The following is a 23691-nucleotide window of genomic DNA, read 5'->3' on the forward strand; positions in this document are numbered from 1 at the left end:
GCACGCGGAAGGGTGACGCCACCGTGATCCTGCAACGCATCGGGAACAGGGGTCTGTTCCTGGGCTCCTTCTTCGACGGCGCAGCCAAGAAGAGCCCGTACCAGAAAATCACCCTCGACCATGAACTCGACATCGCACCGGAGCTGGGCAGTGACCTCACCGTCTACGCCTGTGCGAATCTCGTCGCCGAAATGGCGTCCGCGCTGCGCGATCTGCGGGTGCGTCCGGGCGACAAGGTCGCCGTCTACAAAGAGGACGGCTTCGACATCTTCCTGCTCACCTGCGCGGTCGCCCGCGTCGGTGCCGTCCCCGTCGCCCTCTCGCCCAGCCTCACCGGCGAGGTCGTCGCGGAGCTGCTGAACCGCTGCGACTGGCCGCATCTGATCACCGACGAGAAGAAGCTCGTCGGCGAGCTGCCGCCGGACGTGACCAAGCGCTGCGCGCGGGTCTTCCTGGTGACCGGCGAGGCGGAGGGCACCACCGCGCTGCGGCGGGACCCCGAGGCGCAGCTGCGCCCGTACACCCGGACCAGGACCCGCAGCCCCGCGCTGCTCACCCACACCTCAGGCACCACCGACATCCCCAAGCTCGTCGTCCACACCGCCCGTTCGCTGCGCGCCCGCTACCGCCCGCAGGCGCTCGGCGCCCGGCTGCTGATACGCGGCCGCGAAACCCTCGCCGTCCGGGTGTCGTTCGTCCACTCGCGCCTGGTGACCGCGCTCGCCATCGCGCTGCGGCGCGGTTTCCCGGTCGTCATCACCAAGGACGCCACGCCCGAGCGGATCGCCGACATCTTCGCCGAGGTCAAGCCCGGTGTCCTGGAAGCGCATCCCAATACGTTCGTGGAGTGGGAGCCGCTGGCGGACGACCCGCGCGGTCCGCTGTCCAACGTCCAGGCCCTGAGCAGCACGTTCGACGCGATCCACCCGCGGACCGTGCAGAAGATCCTGGGCGCCTCCCGGCGCAGGCGCCCGTTCCACCTCCAGCTGTACGGCCAGAGCGAGATCGGGCCCACGGTCGGCCGGGCCACCTCCCGGCGGCGCGCGATGTCCGCCGACGGACGCTGCGTCGGCTTCCCGTTCCCCGGGATGACGGCGGTCCGGGTGGTCGACCGCAACGGCCGCACCCCCGGACCCGGAGACCCCGGCTTCATCGAGGTCCGCTCGGACGGCCGGGCGCTCACCTACTTCGGCGAGGACGCCCGCTTCCAGCGGCAGCTCGACGACGGCTGGTGGCGGATGGGCGACGTCGGCTACCGCACCCGCTGGGGCTGTCTGCACGTCTCCGACCGCGAGGTCGACGTCATCCCCGGCTTCGGCAGCGCGCTGGAGGCCGAGGACCTGCTGATGTCGCGGCTCGACAGCCTGCTGGAGGTCGTGGTCGTGCCCGGTGAGGAGGGCGCGCCGACCCCGGTCGTGGTGACCCGGGACGGCGGGCCGCTGGACCTCGCCCGCTGGGCGGAGGCGGCCGCCCAGCTGGCCCCGATGCGCCCGCCGGTGCAGCTGAGCCTGGACGAACTGCCGCGCACCGCCACCGCCAAAGTGCGGCGGCTGGAGCTGGCGCGGCTGCTGCGGGACCGGACCGCCGAGCCCGGGCGGGACGCCCGGCCGACCGAAGAGCAGGGGGAAGGCCATCATGGCGCACCGTAAAACGGCCGACCACGAGCGCGTCTTCGGCTGGCTGGACGATCCGTCGGACGACCGCGGGATGCGGTTCCGGCTGGACGACGGCTCCTGGCAGCGGCTCACCTACCGGGAGCTGGCCCAGCGGACCCTGGGCGCGGCCGCCGCGCTCGCCGACGCGGGGGTGCGGCCCGGCGATGTGGTGCCGCTGGTGGTGCCGGGCGGGGAGGACTTCGTCACGCAGTTCTTCGGGCTGCTCGCGATCGGCGCCACCCCGTCCGTTCTGCCCCTGCCGCTCGCCCTGCGCGGCGGAGAGGGCTACGAGAACCAGCTGAAGGCCATCACCGCCCGCATCCACCCGCGCCACGCCATCGCCGACCCGCGTTACCGGGACGTCGTCGCGGAGAACGTGGCCCGGCTCGGCGGCGGCACCGAGGTCCTGGCGCCGAAGTACGCCGACCGCCCTGAGGAGGCGCCGCGCGCCTGGGGCGAGCTGGCAGTGCTCCAGTTCACCTCGGGCTCCCGGGGCTCACCGCGCGGGCTGCGCATCTCGATGGCCAACCTGGCCACCAACCTCCGCATGATCCAGGGCTGGATGGACCCGGTGGGCTACGGCGCGGTCACCTGGCTGCCGCTCTACCACGACATGGGTCTGGTCGGCGGGCTGCTGGGCGCGCTGACCCTCCAGGTGGAGCACGCGCTGATGCGGCCCGAGCAGTTCATCCGGGACACCCGGGGCTGGATCGCCGAGTACGGCCGCACCCCGTACTCCAACATGTGCATGCCCAACTTCGGCTTCGAGCGGGTGCTGTCGGCGGTCCGCCCCGGCGACCTCGACGGGCTGGACTTCTCCCCGCTGACCGCCGTCGTCAGCGGCGCGGAGCGGATCGACCCCGCGGTGCTGGCCCGCTTCGCCGCGCTGCTCGGCCCGCACGGTTTCGACGCACGGGCGCTGATGCCCGCGTACGGGCTGGCCGAGGGCACCCTCGCGGTCACCGGCGTGAGCAAGCACCACGTCCCCCGGATGGTGCGGGCGGGCGGCCTGGAGCGGCGGCTCGGCGAGAAGCTGGACGTGAGCGAGGTCGTCGAACTGAGCACCGTGCCGGTCGACGAGCCCTGGACCTGGCAGGTCTCCTGCGGTCCGCCGCTGGAGACCGCGCGCGTGGAGATCCTTGACGAGGACGGCGCCCCGCAGCCCGAGGGCGTGCTCGGGGAGATCTACGTCGAGGGCCCCTCGGTCGCCGACGGCTACGCCGACCCCGGCCCCGACGACCTGGCCAAGCTGCACGACGGCAGGCTGTACACCGGCGACGCCGGGTTCCTGCTGGACGGCGAGCTGTATGTGATCGGGCGGCTCGGCGACAGCGTGAAGATCAACGGCCAGAACGTCTTCGTCGAGGACATCGAACTCGAACTCGTCGCCTCCGGGGCCATCTCCCGGCGGTACGCGACCGTCGTCGCCGGGATCACCGGGGGCGAACCGACGGTGCTGGTGGTCACCGAACGCCCGCTGGGCGAGCGGCTGGACGACGCGCTGTCCGTCATCGCGTCGTTCACCGGCGACGCGGCCCACGCCGAGGTGCTGTACGTCAAGCGCGGCACCATCCCCCTGACCTCCAGCCGCAAGCCCCGCCGCCGTTCGCTGTGGCTGTCGTACGTGGCGGGTGAACTGAAGGAGCGTAACGACTCGTGAGTGTTGTGGCCGCACCGGCGGAGCAGACCGCACCGGGAGAGCAGACCGCACCCGCGGAGCAGACCTCCCGCCTCTTCACGGCCGGGCCGTTCGGCGAGCGGGTGGAGGACACCCGGAAGGGCGTCGCGGAACTGCTGCGGCGGACCTTCGAACCGGTCGCCGAACAGGCCGAGGCCGAGGGGCTGTTCCCGCGCGACGCACTGGCCGACCTCGGCCGCGCCGGGCTGTTCGAGGACCGCTGGCGCGACGCGTCCCCGGCGGAGCCGTACGGCGACCCCGGCCTCGGCGTGATCACCGCCGAGGAGAGCGGGCGGCTCGGGCACGCCAGTCTGTCGGTCGGGCTCAGCCTGCACTGCGAGACGGTCCTGTCCATCCTCACCCGCTTCGGGGACTCGCCGCTGCTCGCCGAGTACCGGGCCGGCGCGCTGGAAGGGCGGCTGGTGGGCTGCCTCGGCGCGTCCGAACCGACCGGCGGCTCCGACCTCAACGGGGTGCGCACGGTCGCCCGCAAGACACCCGGCGGCTGGCGGGTCACCGGCGAGAAGAAATACCTGTCGCTCGGTCTGGTCTGCGACTTCGCCCTGCTGCTGTGCAGGCTGGACGAGGGCTCCGGGCCGGTCGACGGCAGGCTCGGACTGCTCGCCGTACCGCGCGACGGGCTCACGCCCCGCAAACGGCTCGACAAGGCGGGCACCTCCGCGCTGGACACCACCTGGATGGTCATCGACGCCGAGGTGCCCGACGAGGCCCTGGTGGGGCGGCGCGGCGGCGGGCTGCTCGGCGCCACCTGGGGGCTCAACCACGAACGGCTCTCCATCGCCGCCCAGGCCGTCGGCGGCGCGGCCCGCGCCATCGGGCTGGCCACCGCCCACCTCCAGCGCCGCAAGCAGTTCGGAAAACCGCTGATCGAACAGCAGGCACTGCGGCTGCGGCTGGCCGAACTGTCGTCCCGGCTGATCGCCCTGCGCTACGCCGTCTACACGGCCGCCCAGGGCGTGGCCGTCCCCGGCGCGTGCGGCACCCGCGAGATCGCGGCGCTCAAGACCACGGCGGCGCGGTTCGTCGAAGAGGTCATGAGCGAGTGCATGCACCTGTTCGGCGGCCCCGGCTATCTGGAGGACGAGACACCGCTCGCCCGCATGTGGCGCGACTCCCGGCTGGCCCGGCTCGGGGGCGGCACCGACGAGATGATGTGGGAGCTGGTCGCCGGGGGACTGGTGCCCGACATCGCCGCCTACGACGAGGGTGTCGATCTCGGATGAAACTGCTGCTGACCGGAATCACCGGACAACTCGGCACCGCGGTCGCCGAGATCGCCCCGCGGCGCGGGATCGAGATCGTGCCGCTGGTGCGCCGCGCCCGCCCCGGCCAGGTCCCCTTCGAGCGGCTGTTCCCCTCGCTCGCCCCGGCCCGGGTCGGCGGCGATGTGCGCGAACCGCTGTGGGGGCTGACGGACGCGGAGCTGGACGAGCTGGCCGAGGACGTCGACGCCGTCGTCAACCTCGCCGGGGACACCAACTGGGCGGGCAGCGGCCGCGATCTGTACGCGGTCAACGTGCTGGGCGCCCGCAACGGCTACGACGTCGCCCGTGAGCTGCAGCGCCGCTCCGGCCGCCGGGTGGTCTACGGCTACGCGTCCTCGATCTTCGTCGCGGGCGGCACCCTCGGCCGGATCCCCGAGACCCCGCTCGCCGCCGACCGCCACCGCACCGCCTACGAGCACAGCAAATGGCTGGCCGAACAGGAGCTGACGCGGCGGCACGGCCCCGGCGAACCCGATGTCCTCATCAGCCGGGTGGCCGCCCTGCTCGGCGACTCGCAGACCGGCGCCACCCGCAAGCGCAACTCGCTGTACCTGCTGGCCGAGCGGTGGGACGAGCTGCCCGGCCGGGTGCTGCCCGCCATGCGCGGCGCCCGGGTCGACGTCCTGCCGCGCGACCTGGCGGCGGGCACCCTGCTGGACGCGCTGGCCGGGCTGCACCGCTCCGGCCCGCGCCCCGAGCCCGTCGTCACCCATCTGTCCGCGGGGGAGCGGGCCCCGTCGATCCGCGGTCTGCTGGAGGTGGCGCGGGCCCTCTCGCCGCTGCACTTCGGCAAGTGGCTGCGGCTCGTCCCGGCCTCCGCCGAACAGGTGCTGTGGATCTCCGCCAACGCCGAACGCTTCCTGCCGCTGTCCCAGGCGTGGCGCAACAGCGTCATCGGACTGCGCTACATCGGGCTGGACCGGGTGATGGAACGCGGCAGGCTGGCCGGGCTGGTGGACGGGCCACTGCCCGAACCCTCCACCGAACTCCTCGCCCGGCTGCTGTTCGACCTCCCGGCGCCGAAGCGTCCCCTGGCCCCCGCCGACAGCGGATTGTCGAGGTTCCTGGCATGAACGATCCCGGCAAGAACGATCCGGGCATGAACGTGTTGATTCTGGGCGGCTCCGGCTTCCTGGGCACGGCCGTGGCGCAGGCGTGCGAACGCGACGGCGCCACCGTCCGGGTGCTCTCCCGCAGCGGCCGCACCGCCGTCGGCGAAGGCGTCCGCGGCGACGTACGGATGCCGCGCCTCGGCCTGTCCGCCGCCGACCTGGCCCGGATCCGGGACGAGACCACCCATGTGGTGCTCTGCTTCGGCTCGGTGTCCTGGACCTCCGGGCCCGGTGAGGTGCTGGAGACCCACAGCTCCGGGATGCGCCAGGCGCTGGCCTTCCTGCGCGAGCTGCCCGGGCTGCGGCAGGCCGTGCACGTCTCCTCGCTGCTGGCGCTCGGCCGCGCCAAGGGCCGGATCACCAACCGCGAGCTGTACACCGGCCAGCGCTTCCGCAACTGGTACGAGTACGGCAAGTACTGCGCCGAACGGCTGGTCCGGGACACCCCCGAACTCCCCGTCGGCGTCGTCCGCTTCGGCCCGGTGCTCGGCCCCGACCCGCGCGGCGGACGGCCCGACACCCGGCACGGACTGCCGATGGTCTTCCCGCATCTGCTCGCCGGGTATCCGGTGCACCTGGCCCGGCGCGGGGAGTTCCCCTGCTGGATCACCGACGCCACCTCCGCCGCGCAGATCGTGCTGAAGGCGCTCACCACGCCCATCGGACGGGCCACCTGGACCTGGTTCGACCCGGCGCTGCCCACCCTCGGCGAGGTCTTCACCGAGGTGTGCCGCCCCTGGGGCGTCGTGCCGAAGATCGTCGAGGCCGGGCCGCTCGGCCGGTTCACCCGCCTGGTCGGCGAACGGGTCGGCGCGCCGAAGGAGCTGACCGAGTACACCGAGCCCTGGTTCGACTTGGACGTCAACGTCCTCAAGGACATCCCCGAGCCCTGGCCCGTCCCCGACCCCGACTACCTCGGGGCCACCGGTGAGGCGCTGCGCGGCGGTACGGAGAGGAGGGCCCTCGTATGACCGAGCAGGTCACTGAAGAGTCCACCGAGCGGCCGGTGTCGGTCGACACCGACGCGCATCCCTACTTCCGCGTCTACTCGGCGGGCAACTTCGGCGAAGTGGCGCCGCAGCGGCTCTCACCCATGTCCTGGTCGCTGGTGGGCGACCCGATGGAGCGCGGCACCCGCGCGCTCGCCCGGCGCCTGTGGGGCCGCCCGGCCTGGGCCGAGGGCGGACACTACGTCTTCGTCGGCTACTTCGGCTGCCGTCCGTACCACAACCTGGCCGCCTACTGTCATCTGTCCGCGTCCATCCCGGGACTTCAGCCGAGCGATGTCACCGACGCCTACTTCGAGGGCATCGACTCCCCGGAGGAGCTGACCGCGCTGCGCTCCGGCCGGGTCCGCCAGGTCGCGGGCAGCGCCAAGCTGCTGGGCGAGCTGCGCGACACCGGGCCCCGGCTGCGCGCCCTGGAGGAGCGGGTCGCCGAGCTGGAGTGGGGGCTGCGCGCCGCGACCACCACCGACAGCCCCATCGCGCTGGCCGGAGTGCTGCGCGACGCGCTGCCCGTCCTCGAAGAGGCCTGGGCGGTGCACATCCTGACCACCTCCGGTCTGGTGCCGGTCACCGCCCTCCAGCGGCGCGTCTACGGCAAGCTGCTGCGGCACGGCAAGGAGATCGCGCACTGGCTGACCCGGCCGCGCGAACTGGTCTGGGACCGGCTGCACACCGCGGCGTCCACCCTCGACCCGTACGGCCCCGGTGACTTCCTGGCCTCCTCCTTCTACGAGGTCGCGGACGACCAGGCGCCCTGGCAGGACTACGCGGTGCGGCACAAGCAGGTGGCGGGCGGCAGCGGCGAGGCGTCGGTGGCGCCGATCGACCCGGCCGAGGCCCTGTCCGGCATGGTCTCGCCCTGGCGCAGCCGCACCGTACGGTCGCTGGCGGTCGCCGTCGGCGAGATGATGGCCGGACGCGAGCACTCCAAGTCCCTCGCGATGCGCACCCTGCACGTCTACCGGCGGCTGCTGCCCGCGCTGGCGTCCTCGATGGGCGGCGACGCCGGCCTGTGGCCGTATCTGACGATCCGGGAGTTCACCGAACTCGCCACCCGGCCGGGGCTGATCGAGCGGGCCCGGCCGAGGATCGAGGCCTGCCGGGCGGCGCTGGCCACTCCGATGCCCGAACACCTCGACCTCACCGGCGACGACGGGGTGATCCGGCCGTGGCTGAGCCGGACGCCCCAGGGGCTGCGCGGGGTGGCGCCCGGCATCGGCACCGGCACGGTGATGCCCCCCGAGGGCGACCTGCCCGACGAGCCGGTGATCATCGTCTGCTCGTCCGCCGACGCGGACATCGCCCCGCTGCTGCCCTTCGCCGAGGGCGTGCTCAGCGAGCGCGGCAGCGATCTGTCGCATATCGCGATCCTCTCCCGCGAGTACGGGATTCCGTGCGTCGTGGGCTATCCCGGCGCGGCCTCGCTGCCTGCGGGCACGGCCGTCTCCATCAATGGCAGTACCGGAGAGGTGAACATCCTTGACCCTTCCTGACTCCACCCAGACCGCCCGGACGTCCGTGAACTCCGAGACCCTGACCGCTTTGGAGGAGGTCTACGCCCAGGTCAAGCGGGTGCAGCGGGATCTGCGGCCGACCGACCGCATCATCCAGGACCTGGAGATCGACTCGCTGGCCACCCTGGAGATCCTGCTGGCCCTGGAGGAGCGCTTCGGCGTGGCGCTGGTCGACAACCCCAAGGCCGCCAGGATCACGACGGTCGGCGACCTCGTCGGACTCCTCGACGAACTGCGTGCCGAGGGCACCACGACATGACGACGGGAGATTCCTTGCTTCCCGACACCGACACCGCTGCTTTCGATGTCCTGCACACCCTGGTCATCAAGGGCATGGCCACGGCCGACCCGCTGGTGGCGGGCGCCGGTCGCGACCGCGACGACGTCCTCGCCGAACTGGAGAAGCTGCGGGCCGATGGGCTCGCCACCCACATGGAGCGGCGCGGACTGTGGCGCATCACGGCCGAAGGCCGCGAGCGGCACGCCACGCTGATCGCCGACGACCTGGCGGGCGACGCCCGGGACCGGCTGCGACCGGGATACGAGCGCTTCCTGCCGGTGAACGACCGGTTCAAGGAGCTGTGCACCCGCTGGCAGCTCCGCGACGGCACCACCAACGACCACACCGACCCTGCTTACGACCAGGAGCGGGTGGCAGAACTGGGCGCCGTGCACGAGGAGGCCGCTCCGATCCTGGCCGAACTGGCCGCCGTACGACCACGGTTCGGGCGCTACGCCGACGGGCTCACCGGCGCCCTGACCCGGCTGCGCGACGGCGACCACAAGGCGTTCACGGGCGTCATGTGCGACTCGTACCACGACACCTGGATGGAGCTGCACCGCGATCTGCTGCTCTCGATGGGGATCGAGCGGGAGGCCGAGGAGCGGGCGGGGACAGCGCGATGAGTGGCGCGGAGACCTCCATGCGTGGCGCGGACACCACCGTGAGCGGCGCGGACACGGTGCTGCGGCTCACCGGCGCGCTCGGCGACGGCGACCGGATCGCGGTCGGAGGCAAGGCCGTGGGGCTCGCCGCGCTGCTGCGCGCCGGGGTGACCATCCCCGACACCTGGGTGGTGCCGGTCGGGGCGGAGCCCGCCGCCGACGATCTCGCCCGGCTCGCGGCGGTCGCCCCGCGCTGGGCGGTGCGCAGCTCGGCCACGGTCGAGGACGGGGCGGCGCTCAGCTACGCGGGCATGTTCCGCAGCGAACTCGACGTGCCCGCCGATCTGTTGGCCGCCGCCATCGCCGCCGTACGGGACTCCGCGCGCAGTGGCCGGGTCGTCGCCTACCGGGAGCGCGCCGCCTCCGGTCCGCTGCTGGACGTCGGGATGGCGGTGCTGCTCCAGCCCTTCCGTACCCCGGTGCGCAGCGGGCTGTGGCTGGGCCGCGCGCCCGGCCGGGGGCGGCTGGAGTGGGTCCACGGCAGCGGCGACGCCCTGGTCTCCGGTGCCGTCACCCCCGCCTGGGAGGAGTGGACGCCCGAGGGGCCAGCCGGTGGCTCGGAGCCGGAGCCGCTGACCAGCGGCGGACAGCCGGTCGGCGCGGCGTGCGTGGCGCTGCAGGACACCCTCGGCATGCCCGCCGACCTGGAATTCGCCCTCCTCGACAGCGGTCTGGTGTGGCTTCAGTTCCGGCCGATGACCACCGCGCTGGGGGAGTCGCCGGGGCCCGCCGCCGAGCCGGACGAGAAGGCGGACGAGAAGGCGGACGAGAAGGTCGTCCACGGCATCGCCGCCTCCGGCGGGGTGGCCACCGCCCGGGCGCTGCGGCTGCGGGACATCGACGATCCCCGCTGGGAGCCGGGCGCGGTGCTGCTCGCCGAGCAGACCGACCCGGACTGGGTCCCGCTGATGGCGGAGGCCGCCGCCCTGGTCACCGCCGAGGGCGGGATGCTGTGCCACGCCGCCATCGTCGCCCGTGAACTCGGGGTGCCCTGTGTGACCGGGGTCGGCGCGGTGGCGCTGGAGCGGCTGGCCGTGGGCGGCCCGGTCGCGGTGGACGGCTCGGCGGGCACGGTGGCGATCCTGTGACCCCGATACGCGAGACCGCCGTAGGAGATACCCCCGTACGCGAGACCCCGGTACGCGAGGAGCTGGCCGATCTCGCCGATGAGCAGCGGGAGTTCGGCGCGCTGGTGCGGTCCCTCGACGAGGCCGACTGGGGCCGTGACTCGGCGGCCGACGGCTGGACCGTCGCCGACCAGGTGTCCCATCTGGCCGACACCGAGGAGGTCGCCCGCGACACCCTGTCGGGCGGCCCGCGCGCGTTCGCCGCGACCGTCCCCGACTATCCGACCGCCGAGGACTTCACCGCCGCCGGATGCCGCCGGGGTGAGGGACTCTCGCCCGGCGACCTGACCGCCTGGTGGGACCGCGCCGGTACGACGACCCGCCGGCTGATGGCGGAGCGCGCCCCCGGCGACCGGGTGGCCTGGGGCTTCGGCATGACCACCGAGGTGTTCGCCACCGCCCGGCTCATGGAGCACTGGGCGCACGGCCTGGACATCCGGGACGCGCTGGGCCTCCCGGTGGCCGATACGCCCCGGCTGCGCCACATCGCCGCACTCGGCCACGCCACGCTGCGCTACGCGCTGGCCCGGGCCCGGGTGCGCCCGCCCGGTGGCCGTACCCTCCGGCTGGAGCTGACGGCGCGGGACGGTACCGGCCACGCCGTCGGACCCGAGGACGCGACCGATGTGCTGCGCGGACCGCTGCTGGCGTGGTGCCGGGTCGCGACCCGGCGCACCCGGGGCGACGCGGCGGCGCAGCTGAGAGCCGACGGTGAACTCGCCGAACTCGCGGTGCTGTACGCGCGGGCCTATCTCTGAAAGCGAGGCAGGACGGTAGTGTGACGTCATGGTCAAGGTGGAGAAAGAACAGACAATCGCCTGTACACCGGAAGCCTTCCTCGACTTCGTGATGGACATCGAACGTTACGTCGAAGTCGATGACAAGGTCGGACCGATCTCCTGGGTGCGCAGGACCGGGAATCTCACCGAGTTCAAGTTCCAGCCCAAGCTGCCCGGGCTGAAGCTTCCGGAGCCCAAAGCAGTGGCCCAGATGCGGCTCACTCCGGGCTCGTGCATCGACATCCGGCTGGCGCCTCTGCCGCTGAACAAGTTCAATCACCGGATGGCCGAATTCAGCGCCCGGTTCTCGTGTGTACCGGTGGACGGCGGCATCCGGGCCACCCGCATGATTTCCTTTCAGTTCAACCCGCTCACCCGCTGGATGCTCGACCCGGTTCTGCGGCGCACCATCCCCGGGTCGGTGGAGCGGGAACTGCGGCTGAGCAAGGAGATTCTGGAACGCGCGCAATGACGCGACAGGGGGAAACCCATGGCGATATCGACGGACGACGACAACCCGGCCCCGGCCGGGGAACAGCAGGCCCATGTCATCGTGATCGGCGCGGGATTATCGGGTATCGCCGCCGCGGTTAAACTGCGGCGCGGCGGCATCACGGACTTCCTGGTCCTGGAGAAGGCCGACCGGGTCGGCGGGACCTGGCGGGAGAACACCTATCCGGGGTGCGCCGTCGACATCCCCTCGTCGATCTATTCCTTCTCCTTCCACCCCAACCCGGGCTGGAGCAGGAATTTCGTCGGCCAGCCCGAGCTGCTGTCGTACATCGAGGACACGGTGGAGAAGTTCCGCATCGCCCCGGCGCTGCGCTTCGGCACCGAACTGCTGGAGGCCGCCTGGTCCGGGGACCGCCGCCGCTGGGTCCTCGACACCAGCCGGGGGCGGTTCGTCGCCCAGCACGTCATCTTCGCCTCCGGTCTGCTCCACGAGCCGACCACCCCGTCCCTGCCCGGGCTGGACGGGTTCCCCGGCGACACGTTCCACTCGGCCCGCTGGAACCACGACGTGGACCTCACCGGCAAGCGGGTCGCCGTCATCGGCACCGGCTGCTCGGCCGTCCAGCTCGTGCCGGAGATCCAGCCGCAGGTGCGCGAGCTGTACGTCTTCCAGCGCACCGCCGCCTGGGTGATACCCCGGCTCGACTTCCGGGTCCCCAGGCCCGTCCGGCGGCTCTTCCGGCACGTCCCCGTCACCCAGCGGCTGTTCCGCGGCGTCAGCGACGGCTTCCTGAAGGCACTGGCCCTGGTCATGCGCCGCCGAAGCTCCGCCCGGCTGCTCACCCCGGTCGGCAAGGGGCTCCTCCGGCGCCAGGTGCCCGACCCCGAGCTGCGCGCCCAGCTGACCCCGGACTTCACCGTCGGCTGTAAGCGGCTGCTGCTGTCGAACACCTACCTCCCGGCCCTGACCCGGCCCAACGCCCGGCTCGTCCCGCACGCCCTCGCCGGAGCCGACGGCAGCGAGCTGATCGCGGCCAACGGCGAGCGCGTCGAGGTGGACGTCGTCGTGTTCGGCTCCGGCTTCGAGATGCGCCATCCGCCGATCGCCGAACGCATCCGGGGGCGGGACGGCCAATTGCTGTCCGAGACCTGGAAGTCGAAAAGCCCGGAGGCCTACCGGGCCACCACTCTGCCCGCCCTGCCCAACGCCTATCTGCTGCTCGGCCCGAACATCGTGATGTACAACTCGCTGCTCGCCCTCGCCGAGGCCCAGCTCGATTACGTCGTGGACGCGATACGTACCGCACGCGCCCGGGGCATCGACGCCCTGGAAATCCAGCCCGAGCCCTTCCGCTCGTTCAACGACGAGGTGCAGCGCGGCCTCGCCTCGACCGTCTACAACACCGGCGGATGCAGCAGCGTCTATCTCGACGAAAACGGCAAGAACTTCGTCACCTGGCCATGGTCCACCAAAAGGCTGCGCAACGGCCTGGCCCGCTTCGACATCGAGAACTACGCGACGACCCCTGCGGAGCGCTGAATGTACGACTACACCCAGCCCTTGAGCCGGAGCGAGGCGAGCCGGGCCAAAGTGCGGCAGCAAACGGATATCGAGCTGAGCGGCAAGGAATGGGCCCTGCTGCCGGACGTGTTCTCCCCGGCGGACTCGAAGTCCAGCCAGGCCCATCTGTCCCTGCTGGACTTCCCGGCCGGTGGCACGTTCCTCGAAATCGGCTCCGGCATCGGGCTGATCGCCATCCACGCCGCGCTCGCGGGCTGCCGCGCCGTATACGCCACCGATCTCAATCCGGCGGCGGTGAAGAACACCGAACTCAACGCCGAGCGCTTCGGTGTCGCGGACCGGGTCACCTCCGTCCACAGCGATCTGTTCAACGCGCTCCACGACGCACCCGCGTTCGACGTGGTCTACTGGCATTCCAACAATGTGTGGGCGCCGCCGGAACTCGATCTGACCGCCCATGAACTGGCCTATGTCGACCCCGGATACGAGGCACACCAGCGGTATTTCCGCGAGGCGAAGCATCATGTCGCGCCCGGGGGACGGGTGCTGATCGCACTGAGCAGCCGGGCCGGTCGCGCAGAGCTGGACGAGCTGGCGGCGGCCGAGGAGCAGCGGCTGATCACCGTCGACTCCACCACCGTGGACGAGCCGGAAGGCCCCGTGGTCTACGAACTGCTGGAAGTCGTCCCCTCGTAGGACTCCCCTCGTAGGACGCCCCTCGTAGGAGAAGAGGCCCACCCTTGATCTTCGACAAGCTGCTGAGTCTGCCCAGTGACGCCGAGCCCTGGATCGTCGACCACCAGCCGATCGCCGTCGCCGCCGAGGACGAGAAGGTACGGCCGGGCGATGTCGCCGACGCCGCCGCCCGCGCCGCGACCGCCCTCCGGGCCCATGGCGTCGAGCCGGGGCGGCGCTGCGTCGTCTGGCTGGAGTCCCCGACCGACATCATCGTCGCCTACGCGGCCATCACCGCCCTCGACGCCGTGCCCATCCTGATGAGCCCGACCCTCTCCGGCCCGGTCGTCGCCTCGATGGTGGAGAACGTCTCCGGTATCACCGCCGTCCTCTCCACCGACGCCCGGCTGGCGGAGAGCGAGAAGACCTTCCCGGACATCGGCACCTTCATCGACTGGCGCGACATCGCCGCCGAACTCCCCGCGCACAAGCGGATATCCAGGCCCCGCGAGGTCGCCTCCGACGCCGCGTACGTCGTCGTCCACACCTCCGGCACCACCGGCACCCCCAAGCTGGCCGAGTGCTCCAGCGCCAGCATCCAGTTCAACGCCCGCGTCCAGGCCGTCATCCACTGGCTCTCCCGGCTGGACGGCCACCTCGCCCTCGCCATCTCGCCCGTACACGGCCGGACCGTGGTCGGCATCCTCGCCGCCCTCATGCGCAAGGCGCCGCTGCTGCTCCTGGAGGACGACTCCCCGGACAACGTGGACCGGATGCTCAAGCGGCACCGCCCCAGCTATCTGGAGACCCACCCCAACACCTTCCGCGCCTGGCAGCACCTCGCGCCCGGCGGCGCGTTCCGCTCGATCCGCTTCTTCGGCGCCGGATTCGACGTCATCCACCCGGACACGGTGAGCGCCCTGCTGAAGGGCTCGGACCACCGCTTCGCCGTCTGCGTCGAGGTCTACGGGCAGAACGAGACCGGACCCATCTCCATCCGCAGCCACCTCAAGGGCACCCAGAAGCCGCTGCGCGCCCTGCGCCGACTGCGCCGCGCCAAGCTGCTGCGCGGCCACCCGGCCGGGCCCCGGTTCCCGTTCTGCCGGGTCCGCATCGTCGACGACTCGGGACGGCCCGTACCGGCAGGCACCCCCGGGCGCATGGTGGTGCACACCCCCGGCGTCTTCTCGGGATACATCAACCGGCCCGATCTGACGTCCAAGAACTACCCCGACAAACGCTGGTGGGACACCGGCGACTGGGGCACCAAATCGCGCACCGGGCGCATCACCCTGATCGACCGCCAGGTCGACAAGGTCTCCGGAGCCATCAGCGGCATCGGCATCGAGGACATCCTGCTGGAGAAGTTCCCCGAGTTCCTGGAACTCGTCGTCCTGGAACGGGGCGGCACCCTCCAGCCCGTCCTCTCCCTGCGGCCCGGAACCGAATTCCGGCGCAAGGCCTGGGAATCGGCGTCCCGCCGTCTCGCCGCGATGGCCGAGCCCGTCATCATCCCCGACAGCGAGTTCCCCCGGACCGTCACCGGAAAGATCAAGCGGGAACAGCTGAAGAAAACGCTGGCCGAACAGCAGCGCCTTTCCATCAGCGTCTGAGGGAGCGTGCCCATGACCGCCACCAGCGCATCCGGCACACAATCCGGCGCGACGTCCGACACGACGTCCGGCGCGACCAAGACCCCGCTCGGCACCAAACTCATCGGGTACGTCCAGCTCGGCAAGGTCCGGATCTACCACCACGCCTACGGCTGGCTCCTCGCCCTGCTCCTGCTGCGCCTGGACGGCCGGGTCGGCGGCGACACCGCCGCCGCGCTCGCCCTGACCCTGCTCATGGTGTGCGCCACCCAGTGGAGCGGCGGCGCCGCCGATGACCTCGGCGGCTTCCGGGACGGCAGCGACGCCCGCAACTACGCGGGCCGCCCCGCCTCCACCGTGGCCAAGAAACCGCTGCTCACCGGGGTGCTGACGGAACGCGAGGCGGTCCGGTTCGGCGTGGCGATGTGGGTGATCGCGATCGCCGCCGGCCTCGGGGCCGTGGCCAGCCTGGACGGCAGCGCGCCGCTGGCCGCCGTCCTGGTGATGCTCGTCGGGCAGATCGCCTCGGTGCAGTACTCGACCGGACTGAAGCTCAGCTATCTGCCCGCCGGACTGGAAATCACCATCTTCTATGTCATCGGCTGTATCGGCCTGGTGCCGTACTGGCTGATCGCGGGCCAGGTCTCCAGTGAATCCCTGATCGCCAGCGCACTGGTCGGCCTGTGGTTCCTGCTGATCGTGTCCTACGGGAACGCGTCCGACAAAGAAGGCGACTCCGAGGTCTCCCGCTACACCCTGGCGGTCCTGCTGCCGCCGGCGGCGTTCAAGGCATTTCTGGGTCTGCTCTTCGCCGCCAGCGTCACCCTGCTGACGCTGCTGTACACCACGACCCGACTCGACCCGATCCTCGGGCTCACGGCCGTTCCGGTCGTTGGCCTCCATGCCGTTCAGCTCTATTACGGCGCCGGAAAGGAAGAATGGCGAAAGGCGCGTTTCATCGGGCTCAGCTCGGTCGACCTCGGCTGCCTGGGACTGGCCCTCGCCTTCCTTCTCGCATGACGCCTGAAATGGGAGAGCAGTGCAGTGAACGGCGATATGACGGCGGCGTACATCACCGGTTTCGGCGGTGCCGATGACATCCGGACCGGGCCGCTGCCCCGTCCCGTACCCGGCCCGGACGAGGTGCTCGTCCGGGTCGAGGCGGTGGCGGCCAACCATGTGGACACCTTCGTCCGCTCCGGCGCGTTCGCCACCGAGGTGCCCTTCCCGTTCGTCGTCGGACGGGATCTGGTCGGCACCGTCGAGATGCCCGCCGGGCCCTTCGCGCCCGGCGACCGGGTGTGGTGCAACAGCCTGGGCCACGACGGGAGACAGGGCTCGTTCGCCCAGGTGGCCGCCGTGCCCGTGGACAGGCTCTTCTCCCTGCCCGCCGGGGTCGACCCGGTAGCGGCGGTGGCCGTGCTGCACACCGCCGGTACCGCACACCTCGGCCTGTTCCGGGAAGCCCGCGTACGGCCCGGCGAGACCGTGCTCGTCGAGGGCGCGGGCGGCGGCGTGGGAAGCGCCGTGGTCCAGCTGGCGACCGCGGCCGGGGCGCGCGTCCTCGCCGTCGACCGCGCGGAGAACGCCGAGTGGTGCCGTACCTGCGGCGCGGCCGACGTCCTCGACCGGGCCGACCCGGACATCCCCGCCGCGGTCCGCCGCCTCGCCCCGGACGGGGTCGACGTGGCGTGGGACTGCTCCGGGCGCCATGACTTCGAGACGACGATCCCGCTGCTCGCCCGGGGCGGCCGCATCGTCCTGATGGCCGGGATGGGCGCGCGCGCCGTGCTGCCCGTGGGCGCCGTCTACACCCGTGACATCAGCCTCCACGGCTTCGCCATCAGCAACGCCTCGGTGGCGGACCTCGCGGGCGCCGCCGAGACCATCAACCGCGAGCTGGCCGGCGGCCGGCTGCGCGGCCGGGTCCGCGCCGAACTTCCGCTGACGGAGGCGGCACGCGCCCACCGCCTGCTGGAGGGCCGCGAGGGCCGCGAGCCCGGGCCCGGCGGTCCGGGCCGCATCGTGCTGATCCCCTGACCGGAAGAGAAAGGAAGGCCGTAGGTGTCCCGTCAGAACAGCAAGCCGCGTCTGCTCAGCAAGGAATGGTGGGAACTGCGATTTCTGCGGATGTACGACTCCTGGCGGGACCCGGTGACCTGGCATGTCACGGCGACCCCGGGCGGCCCCGGTGACCTGCGGCAGTTCAAGCGCCGCCGGTTCGCCCTCCTGGTCACCTACAAGCGCAGCGGCGACCCCGTACCGTCGGCGATGTGGTTCGGCCTCAAGGACGGCCGGGCCTATCTGCGCACCGGCTGCGACTCCTGGAAGGTGCGCCGGATGCGGAACAACGACCAGGTGCTGTTCGCGCCGTCCAACATCCGCGGCAAGCCCAAGGGCGCCGTCATCCCGTGCACGGCGCGCATCCTGCCGGACGAGGAGAAGCCGCGCGCCGCGCAGATCATCGTGGACTCGTACGGCAAGGGCCGGAAGCTCTACGACCGTACGGTGGCCACGGTGTACGAGGAGGCCGCGTACATCGAGATCACCCCGAACGCCCTCCTGAAGGCCGAAGCGGAGCGTGCCGCGGCCCAGCGGGCCCGGGGCTAGCCACCGACACCACGACGCCGGGCGCGTCCGGGACCTCCCCGGACGCGCCCGGCGCTTTCGTGTTCACTTCTCCCGCAGGCCCACCTTGGCGTGCAGCGCCCGCAGCGGCTTCGGGGCCCACCAGTTGCCCTTGCCGACCAGCCGCATGAAGGCCGGGACCAGGGCGCCCCGGACCAGCGTGGCGTCCATCAGCACCGCGAGCGCCAGCCCGATCCCGATCGCCTTGAGATAGACGATGCCGGAGATCAGGAAGCCCAGGAACACGATGGCGATCAGCACCGCCGCGGCCGTGATCATCGAGCCGGTGCGCTCCAGGCCGCGGGCGACGGACGCCACGTTGTCCCCGGTTCTGTCGTACTCCTCCTTGATCCGGGACAGCAGGAACACCTCGTAGTCCATCGACAGCCCGAACGCGATGCAGAACAGCAGCACCGGCACGGTCCAGGTGATCGAGTCCGTGACCACGAAGTCGCCGACGACGCCCTCCAGATGGCCGTCCTGGAACCCCCACACCAGCACGCCGAGCGTGGCGCTCAGGCTCAGGCAGTTGAGGATCAGCGCCTTGAGCGGCAGCAGCAGGGAGCCGGTGAAGAGGAACAGCACGGTGAAGGAGCTGGCGGCGATCACCGCGAGGGCCAGCGGCAGCCGGGAGTTCATCGAGTCGATGGAGTCGGTGAGTTCGGCCGCGGGCCCGCCCACCTGGACGGGGTGGGGCGCCGGGAGGTCTCTGATGTCCGCGACCAGCGCGCGCCCCTCCTCCGAGAGCGACTGGTGGCTCGGCACCACGGACAGATAGGTGCTGTGGTCGGAGGCGAAACGCTCCGACAGGGCCGACGGCCGCTGCACCAGCCGCCCGTCGGCGAACGTCCCGGCCTCGCTGTCCACCCGGGACACATCGCCGAGCTTCGACAGCCGCTCGGCGTACGGGGCCACGTTCCGGTCGCCGGGCCCGGGGGTCCGGTCGAGGACCACGTTGAGCGCCTGGGTCTCCTGGGCCGGGAAGGTCTCCCGGATATCGCCGCCGACCTGCCGGGCCTGGCTCTCGGCGGGCAGCACCCGCTCGTCCGGCAGGCTCAGCCGCAGATCGAGGAAGGGCGCGCCGAGCAGCAGCAGAAGCGCGGTGACGGCGCCCGCGACCGGCAGCGGGAAGCGCATCACCCCGGTGGCCAGCCGGTGCCAGAAGCCCTCCCCGGAGCCCGCTTCGGCACCGGGCGCGCGGCGGCGCCCGATGCGTCCCTTCTCGATGCGGTGGTCCAGCACCTTCAGCAGCGCGGGCAGGAAGGTGAGCGAGACGAACGCGGCGAGCAGGGCGGTCGGGATTCCCGCGTACGCGAACGAGCGCAGGAAGTAGAACGGGAACACCAGCAGCGCCCCCAGCGCCAGAGTGACCGTCACCGCGGAGAACAGCACGGTGCGGCCCGCCGTGCGCAGCGTCGTGGCGATGGCCTGGTCGGTCTGCGCGCCCTGGCCCCGCTCCTCCCGGTAGCGCTTGATGAGGATCAGGCTGTAGTCGATGGCGAGACCGAGCCCGAGGCCGGTGGTGACGTTGCTGGCGAGCGCCGAGACCTCGGTGAACAGGGTCAGGACGCGGATGACCAGAAGCACCGACAGGATGGTCAGCCCGCTGACCATCAGCGGCACCAGGGCGGCGACCACGCTGCGGAACACGAACAGCATCACGATCAGCAGGACCGGGAAGGTCACCGCCTCGATCTTGATGAGGTCCTTCTCGGTGGTCTCGGACATCTCCTTGTCGGCGAGCGCGTTGCCGCCCACCCGGATGTCCAGCCCTTCGGCGCGGTGCTCGTAGCGGCTCTCCAGCCGCTTGAAGGTGTTCTGGACCTGGTCCTCGTCGCCGGAGATCCGGGCCATCAGCAGTGCCTGCCGGCCGTCCTCGGCGCGCAGCGGCTCGGCCTTGCCCAGCGACCAGTACGACGCGGCCTGCTCGACGCCGGACTCATGGGCGACGCGTTCGGTGAGCCGGGCGCCCGCGGCGGCCACGGCGGGGGAGTCCACGCCCCGTTTGTCGGATATGAGCAGGACGAAGTCCGGGGCGCCCGCCCGGAATCTGTCGTCCATGACCTTCGCGGTCCGCGCCGATTCCGTCGAGTCGTCGACGAACCCGCCGGCGGACAGCTCCTGGATCACTCCGCCGCCCAGCGCGCCCGCTATGACCAGCAGCGCTCCGGACAGGTACAGCACCAGTTTGCTGCGGCGGCAGGTGAACCGGGCCAGTGAGGCGAACAATTCGGCTAACCCTTCTCGCGCCGCGCCTTTCCCGGCAGGTGGTTGACCCGCAGGGCGCGCAGCAGCGTGGACGGTGCGGCCAGGGAACTGGGATGGGTGCGCATGTACGTCACCGAGTTGAACCGCACGGCGACGGCTTGGTCCGTCACCGAGGCGTCGGCGATCTGCTCGGCGAACCATTTCGAGACGCGGTAGCCGCGTGGATACGGCCCGGTCACATCCGGCCGGGCCAGATCGGCCGCGGTGGATATCTGCCAGGCCGCGTCCACCACGACGCGCTGATGGGCGAAGAAGCTACGGGCGGGGGCGTCGAGGTCCGGCCGGGAGCGCAGGTACTCCGACAGGGCCGAGGCGTGCAGGGTCGCTGAGGACATGCCCTGCCCGTAGATCGGGTTGAACGACGCGACCGCGTCCCCGACGCTGATCAGCCGGGCCGGGAACCGGGTGAGGAGATGGAAGTCACGGCGCCGGCTGTCGGCCTGGTGGTAGGGGAGGATCTCGCCGAGCTGATCGCCCGCGACGGCCTCGCGGTAGACCGGCGGCAGCTCGCCGCACAGCTTCCGGAACTCCTCGACGTCCCGGATCGGCGGCTGCTTCCCGTAGTTGGCCAGGGTGATCAGCCAGCGGTCGTCCTCGATGGCGGTGATCGCGCCGCTCGCCACCCGTGGCGGGGTCGCGGTGGGGGTGCGGTAGGAGATGGCCGCGGCCAGCTCCGGGTCGGCGCTGGTGCGCCGGAAGTAGCCGGTGGCGTAGTCGATGTTGATGGCCATGCGCCGCATCGCGGGCCGCTGCCAGCCGTCCTTCTCCAGCCACTCGCCGAGCTTGCTGGCGCGTCCCATCGCGTCGACGACGAAATCGGCTTCTTCGACCCATTCGTCCCCGCCCGTTCCGCACCGCACCCCGCTGACCGCGCTCGCGCGGAACTCCAGGCCCCGGGCGCGGCAGGTGAGGACCTTCACATTGGGCAGGGCCAGGGTGCGGCGGCGCACCAGCGACTCCAGGAAGGGGCGGCTGCTGGAGAGCAGCCCCATCGTGCCGTCGCTCACCTTCGGGACACCGTCCGCGTAGGCGCGGATGTTGTAGGGGGACGAGAGGATCGCGCCGCCCGCCCTCGCCTCGTCCTCGAAGCCGGGGAACAGCCGCCGCAGCTGCATCCGGCCGCCGTGCATCAGGGTGTGGAGCTGCCCGTCGTGCGGGGTGCCCGGCCGTGGGGACGCGGCGGCGGGTAAGGCGTCCCGTTCCACGATCACCACGCTTTCGGCGTGGTCGGACAGCACCCGCGCCGCCAGCATTCCGGCCATACTCCCGCCGAGCACCACCGCCTTGCCCATCAGGACCTCGGTATTGGTGATCGGTTCGTCCGTACTGAGCCGGGCGAACACACGGGCGGCTGACTCCATCACGAGACCTCCAGACCGGTTATATGCATCAACCAGGAACTGTGGGGTAGGCGCCCGAATCCGACTGACGAAGAGAGAGAAAAGTTGTGCCTGCCCTGACCGATTCCGATGCCCCCGCCGCAGTCCGGCACCCCATGCTCCACCGCGCCATCAAGCGGCGCAAGAACCCTCCGCTGCGGCGCAGTGACATCACGGTCACGAAGGAGAAGGACGTTCACCGGGCGGTCAAAGCCGCGGCGCTGGGAAACGCCATGGAGTGGTTCGACTTCGGGATCTACAGCTATCTCGCGGTCACCATCGGCAAGGTCTTCTTCCCTGGCGGGAGCGCCACGATCCAGGTGCTGTCCTCCTTCGCGACGTTCGCGGTGGCCTTTCTCGTACGGCCGTTGGGAGGTATGTTTTTCGGGCCGCTCGGTGACCGCATCGGGCGGAAGAAGGTGCTGTCCTTCACCATGATCATGATGGCGACGAGCACGCTCGCCATCGGCCTCATACCCGGCTATCACTCCATCGGCTACGTCGCGCCCGCGCTCCTCATCCTGTTCCGGATGCTGCAGGGATTCTCCACGGGCGGTGAATACGGCGGCGCGTCCACGTTCATCGCCGAATACGCCCCCGACAAGCGGCGCGGCTTCTTCGGCAGCTTCCTCGAATTCGGCACCCTCATCGGCTATACCGCCGCTGCCGGACTGGTCACCATCCTGACCCTGACGCTCTCCGACGACGCGATGGGCTCCTGGGGCTGGCGCATTCCCTTCCTGGCCGCCGCCCCCATCGGACTCGTCGGCCTCTATCTGCGGCTGAAGCTGGACGAGACCCCCGCCTTCCAGAAGCTGGAGGAAGAGGCGCCCGCCGCGCAGGAGCGCACGACGCTGCCGTTCTGGCAGGTGTTCCGGACCCAGTGGCGCGCGATGGTGCTGTGCATGGCGCTGGTCGCCGCGTACAACATCACCGACTACATGCTGCTGTCGTACATGCCGACGTACCTCTCGTCCACGCTCCACTACAGCGAGACCAGCGCCCTCGTCTCGATCATCATCGTGATGGTGGTGCTGATGGCGGCCATCACCTTCGTCGGCCGCCTCTCCGACCGCGTCGGGCGCAAGCCGATGCTGCTGGCCGGGTCCATCGGCTTCTTCGTCCTCGCCGTGCCGTCCTTCCTGCTCATCAAGCAGGGCGGGATCGTCCCCGTCTTCGCGGGTCTGCTGCTGCTCGGCATGTGTCTGCTGCCCTACGTCGCCGTGATGTCGGCCTCCCTGCCCGCGCTCTTCCCGACCGATGTGCGCTACGGCTCGCTGTCCATCGCCTTCAACATCTCCGTGTCCCTCTTCGGCGGCACCACTCCGCTGGTCGTCGAGGCCATGGTCAGCGGCACCGGTGATGACCTGATGCCCGCGTACTACACGATGGCCGCGGCGATCGTCGGCATCATCGCCTCGGCCGTGATGAAGGAGACGGCCCGCCAGCCGCTGGAGGGCTCGCCGCCCGCGGTCGCGACCAAGGAGGAGGCCATCGCCCTGGTCGAATCCCAGTCCCCGCAGTCCCAGCGCCTCTGACCCGGCGCCCCCGCCCCGGGGTTCATTACCCCGGCGGTAATCGACCCCCTCGTCCCCCGGCGGCACAGTGAAGGCATCGGGTTCCGGGCCGGCGCACTCCGGCCCGGGATCCGGGTACCGACCGTTCACAGGCCGCTCGTGGCCGCCCAGGAGGGGACGACATGACCGACTACGACACCGCCGTGGCCCGCTACTTCGAGGCATGGAACGCCACCGGGCCCGAGGCTCTCGCCAAGGCCGTCGCCGCCGCCTGGACGGAGGACGGCGGCTACACCGACCCGCTGGCCGACGTGCGGGGGCACGAGCAGCTGGCCGCCGTCATCGCCGGGGCGCACGAGCAGTTCCCCGGCTTCGTGTTCCGCCAGCTGGGCAGCGCCGACGGGCACCACGGCATCGCCCGCTTCGGCTGGGAGCTGGTGGCGCCCGACGGGTCCGCGCCGGTCGCCGGATCCGACGTGATCACCCTCGCCGAGGACGGCCGCATCCGCTCGGTCCTCGGCTTCCTGGACCGGGTGCCCACGGCCGCGTGAATC

21 protein-coding genes are annotated in these 23691 nt (G+C 71.4%); 19 read left to right on the plus strand and 2 right to left on the minus strand.

Annotated elements, in window-relative coordinates:
- The first annotated feature begins 23 nt into the window (after window positions 1-23).
- Genes ACZ6CL_RS24095 through ACZ6CL_RS24175 form a run of 17 tightly spaced genes read left to right on the plus strand, consistent with a single transcriptional unit; the run spans window position 24 to window position 17955 of the window.
- A complete protein-coding gene (locus tag ACZ6CL_RS24095) occupies window positions 24-1649 on the plus strand; it encodes a class I adenylate-forming enzyme family protein (protein ID WP_468938592.1) in 1626 nt (541 codons plus the stop codon).
- Complete coding sequence (locus ACZ6CL_RS24100; protein ID WP_468938593.1) at window positions 1636-3315, plus strand: AMP-binding protein; 1680 nt, start codon at window positions 1636-1638, stop codon at window positions 3313-3315. Before ACZ6CL_RS24095 ends, ACZ6CL_RS24100 begins: the two co-directional genes overlap by 14 nt.
- Window positions 3312-4577 carry an acyl-CoA dehydrogenase family protein gene (locus ACZ6CL_RS24105; RefSeq protein ID WP_468938594.1) on the plus strand — a complete coding sequence of 422 codons (1266 nt, stop codon included), beginning with the start codon at window positions 3312-3314 and terminating at the stop codon, window positions 4575-4577. The genes ACZ6CL_RS24100 and ACZ6CL_RS24105 overlap by 4 nt, the downstream gene beginning before the upstream one ends.
- Window positions 4574-5692: an SDR family oxidoreductase gene (locus tag ACZ6CL_RS24110; protein ID WP_468938595.1), complete on the plus strand. Its 1119-nt coding sequence runs from the start codon at window positions 4574-4576 to the stop codon at window positions 5690-5692. The genes ACZ6CL_RS24105 and ACZ6CL_RS24110 overlap by 4 nt, the downstream gene beginning before the upstream one ends.
- A complete protein-coding gene (locus ACZ6CL_RS24115; protein WP_468938597.1) occupies window positions 5689-6702 on the plus strand; it encodes an SDR family oxidoreductase in 1014 nt (337 codons plus the stop codon). The genes ACZ6CL_RS24110 and ACZ6CL_RS24115 overlap by 4 nt, the downstream gene beginning before the upstream one ends.
- Window positions 6699-8231 (plus strand): PEP-utilizing enzyme, encoded by a 1533-nt coding sequence (locus ACZ6CL_RS24120; RefSeq protein ID WP_468938599.1) that lies wholly within the window; start codon window positions 6699-6701, stop codon window positions 8229-8231. The genes ACZ6CL_RS24115 and ACZ6CL_RS24120 overlap by 4 nt, the downstream gene beginning before the upstream one ends.
- On the plus strand, window positions 8218-8511 hold the full coding sequence (locus ACZ6CL_RS24125; RefSeq protein ID WP_468938600.1) for an acyl carrier protein: 294 nt from the start codon (window positions 8218-8220) through the stop codon (window positions 8509-8511). The genes ACZ6CL_RS24120 and ACZ6CL_RS24125 overlap by 14 nt, the downstream gene beginning before the upstream one ends.
- Window positions 8508-9158, plus strand: coding sequence for a transcriptional regulator (locus ACZ6CL_RS24130; protein WP_468938601.1), 651 nt, complete (start codon window positions 8508-8510; stop codon window positions 9156-9158). The genes ACZ6CL_RS24125 and ACZ6CL_RS24130 overlap by 4 nt, the downstream gene beginning before the upstream one ends.
- On the plus strand, window positions 9155-10285 hold the full coding sequence (locus tag ACZ6CL_RS24135) for a PEP-utilizing enzyme (protein ID WP_468938603.1): 1131 nt from the start codon (window positions 9155-9157) through the stop codon (window positions 10283-10285). The genes ACZ6CL_RS24130 and ACZ6CL_RS24135 overlap by 4 nt, the downstream gene beginning before the upstream one ends.
- Window positions 10282-11082: a maleylpyruvate isomerase family mycothiol-dependent enzyme gene (locus ACZ6CL_RS24140; protein ID WP_468938604.1), complete on the plus strand. Its 801-nt coding sequence runs from the start codon at window positions 10282-10284 to the stop codon at window positions 11080-11082. Before ACZ6CL_RS24135 ends, ACZ6CL_RS24140 begins: the two co-directional genes overlap by 4 nt.
- Window positions 11083-11110: 28 nt before the next feature.
- A complete protein-coding gene (locus tag ACZ6CL_RS24145; protein WP_468938605.1) occupies window positions 11111-11575 on the plus strand; it encodes an SRPBCC family protein in 465 nt (154 codons plus the stop codon).
- A gap of 18 nt (window positions 11576-11593) precedes the next feature.
- Window positions 11594-13096, plus strand: coding sequence for a flavin-containing monooxygenase (locus tag ACZ6CL_RS24150; RefSeq protein WP_468938608.1), 1503 nt, complete (start codon window positions 11594-11596; stop codon window positions 13094-13096).
- Window positions 13097-13774 carry a methyltransferase gene (locus tag ACZ6CL_RS24155; protein ID WP_468938611.1) on the plus strand — a complete coding sequence of 226 codons (678 nt, stop codon included), beginning with the start codon at window positions 13097-13099 and terminating at the stop codon, window positions 13772-13774.
- A 44-nt stretch (window positions 13775-13818) separates the two neighbouring features.
- The gene (locus ACZ6CL_RS24160) at window positions 13819-15366 is read left to right on the plus strand and encodes a class I adenylate-forming enzyme family protein (protein ID WP_468938612.1); all 1548 of its coding nucleotides are present in this window, start codon (window positions 13819-13821) and stop codon (window positions 15364-15366) included.
- Between the two features lie 12 nt (window positions 15367-15378).
- Window positions 15379-16365 carry a UbiA family prenyltransferase gene (locus ACZ6CL_RS24165; RefSeq protein WP_468938615.1) on the plus strand — a complete coding sequence of 329 codons (987 nt, stop codon included), beginning with the start codon at window positions 15379-15381 and terminating at the stop codon, window positions 16363-16365.
- Window positions 16366-16401: 36 nt separating this feature from the next.
- Window positions 16402-17385, plus strand: a complete 984-nt coding sequence (locus ACZ6CL_RS24170) for an NADPH:quinone reductase (RefSeq protein WP_468938849.1) — start codon at window positions 16402-16404, stop codon at window positions 17383-17385.
- 24 nt (window positions 17386-17409) lie between these two features.
- Window positions 17410-17955 carry a PPOX class F420-dependent oxidoreductase gene (locus tag ACZ6CL_RS24175; RefSeq protein WP_468938617.1) on the plus strand — a complete coding sequence of 182 codons (546 nt, stop codon included), beginning with the start codon at window positions 17410-17412 and terminating at the stop codon, window positions 17953-17955.
- A gap of 63 nt (window positions 17956-18018) precedes the next feature.
- Here ACZ6CL_RS24175 and ACZ6CL_RS24180 read toward each other — a convergent pair whose 3' ends face one another.
- Both ACZ6CL_RS24180 and ACZ6CL_RS24185 read right to left on the minus strand, forming a co-directional pair.
- Window positions 18019-20202: an MMPL family transporter gene (locus ACZ6CL_RS24180; protein WP_468938619.1), complete on the minus strand. Its 2184-nt coding sequence runs from the start codon at window positions 20200-20202 to the stop codon at window positions 18019-18021.
- A gap of 5 nt (window positions 20203-20207) precedes the next feature.
- Complete coding sequence (locus ACZ6CL_RS24185; RefSeq protein ID WP_468938621.1) at window positions 20208-21602, minus strand: FAD-dependent oxidoreductase; 1395 nt, start codon at window positions 21600-21602, stop codon at window positions 20208-20210.
- A gap of 134 nt (window positions 21603-21736) precedes the next feature.
- On the opposite strand from ACZ6CL_RS24185, the gene proP reads away from it, so the two are divergent.
- Both proP and ACZ6CL_RS24195 read left to right on the plus strand, forming a co-directional pair.
- Window positions 21737-23158 carry a glycine betaine/L-proline transporter ProP gene (gene proP, locus ACZ6CL_RS24190; RefSeq protein WP_468938850.1) on the plus strand — a complete coding sequence of 474 codons (1422 nt, stop codon included), beginning with the start codon at window positions 21737-21739 and terminating at the stop codon, window positions 23156-23158.
- Between the two features lie 161 nt (window positions 23159-23319).
- Window positions 23320-23688, plus strand: a complete 369-nt coding sequence (locus ACZ6CL_RS24195; RefSeq protein WP_468938624.1) for a nuclear transport factor 2 family protein — start codon at window positions 23320-23322, stop codon at window positions 23686-23688.
- Window positions 23689-23691 lie beyond the last annotated feature (3 nt).

The organism is Streptomyces sp. NPDC041200, from assembly GCF_055591805.1.

Excerpts from the sequence above, each read along its gene's own strand:
- ACZ6CL_RS24185 (WP_468938621.1), bottom strand. The coding sequence starts at position 21,602 with ATGGAGTCAGCCGCCCGTGTGTTCGCCCGGCTCAGTACGGACGAACCG.
- ACZ6CL_RS24100 (WP_468938593.1), top strand. The coding sequence starts at position 1,636 with ATGGCGCACCGTAAAACGGCCGACCACGAGCGCGTCTTCGGCTGGCTG.
- ACZ6CL_RS24155 (WP_468938611.1), top strand. The coding sequence starts at position 13,097 with ATGTACGACTACACCCAGCCCTTGAGCCGGAGCGAGGCGAGCCGGGCC.
- proP (WP_468938850.1), top strand. The coding sequence starts at position 21,737 with ATGCTCCACCGCGCCATCAAGCGGCGCAAGAACCCTCCGCTGCGGCGC.
- ACZ6CL_RS24150 (WP_468938608.1), top strand. The coding sequence starts at position 11,594 with ATGGCGATATCGACGGACGACGACAACCCGGCCCCGGCCGGGGAACAG.
- ACZ6CL_RS24145 (WP_468938605.1), top strand. The coding sequence starts at position 11,111 with ATGGTCAAGGTGGAGAAAGAACAGACAATCGCCTGTACACCGGAAGCC.
- ACZ6CL_RS24170 (WP_468938849.1), top strand. The coding sequence starts at position 16,402 with ATGACGGCGGCGTACATCACCGGTTTCGGCGGTGCCGATGACATCCGG.
- ACZ6CL_RS24195 (WP_468938624.1), top strand. The coding sequence starts at position 23,320 with ATGACCGACTACGACACCGCCGTGGCCCGCTACTTCGAGGCATGGAAC.
- ACZ6CL_RS24120 (WP_468938599.1), top strand. The coding sequence starts at position 6,699 with ATGACCGAGCAGGTCACTGAAGAGTCCACCGAGCGGCCGGTGTCGGTC.
- ACZ6CL_RS24115 (WP_468938597.1), top strand. The coding sequence starts at position 5,689 with ATGAACGATCCCGGCAAGAACGATCCGGGCATGAACGTGTTGATTCTG.
- ACZ6CL_RS24130 (WP_468938601.1), top strand. The coding sequence starts at position 8,508 with ATGACGACGGGAGATTCCTTGCTTCCCGACACCGACACCGCTGCTTTC.
- ACZ6CL_RS24135 (WP_468938603.1), top strand. The coding sequence starts at position 9,155 with ATGAGTGGCGCGGAGACCTCCATGCGTGGCGCGGACACCACCGTGAGC.
- ACZ6CL_RS24110 (WP_468938595.1), top strand. The coding sequence starts at position 4,574 with ATGAAACTGCTGCTGACCGGAATCACCGGACAACTCGGCACCGCGGTC.
- ACZ6CL_RS24165 (WP_468938615.1), top strand. The coding sequence starts at position 15,379 with ATGACCGCCACCAGCGCATCCGGCACACAATCCGGCGCGACGTCCGAC.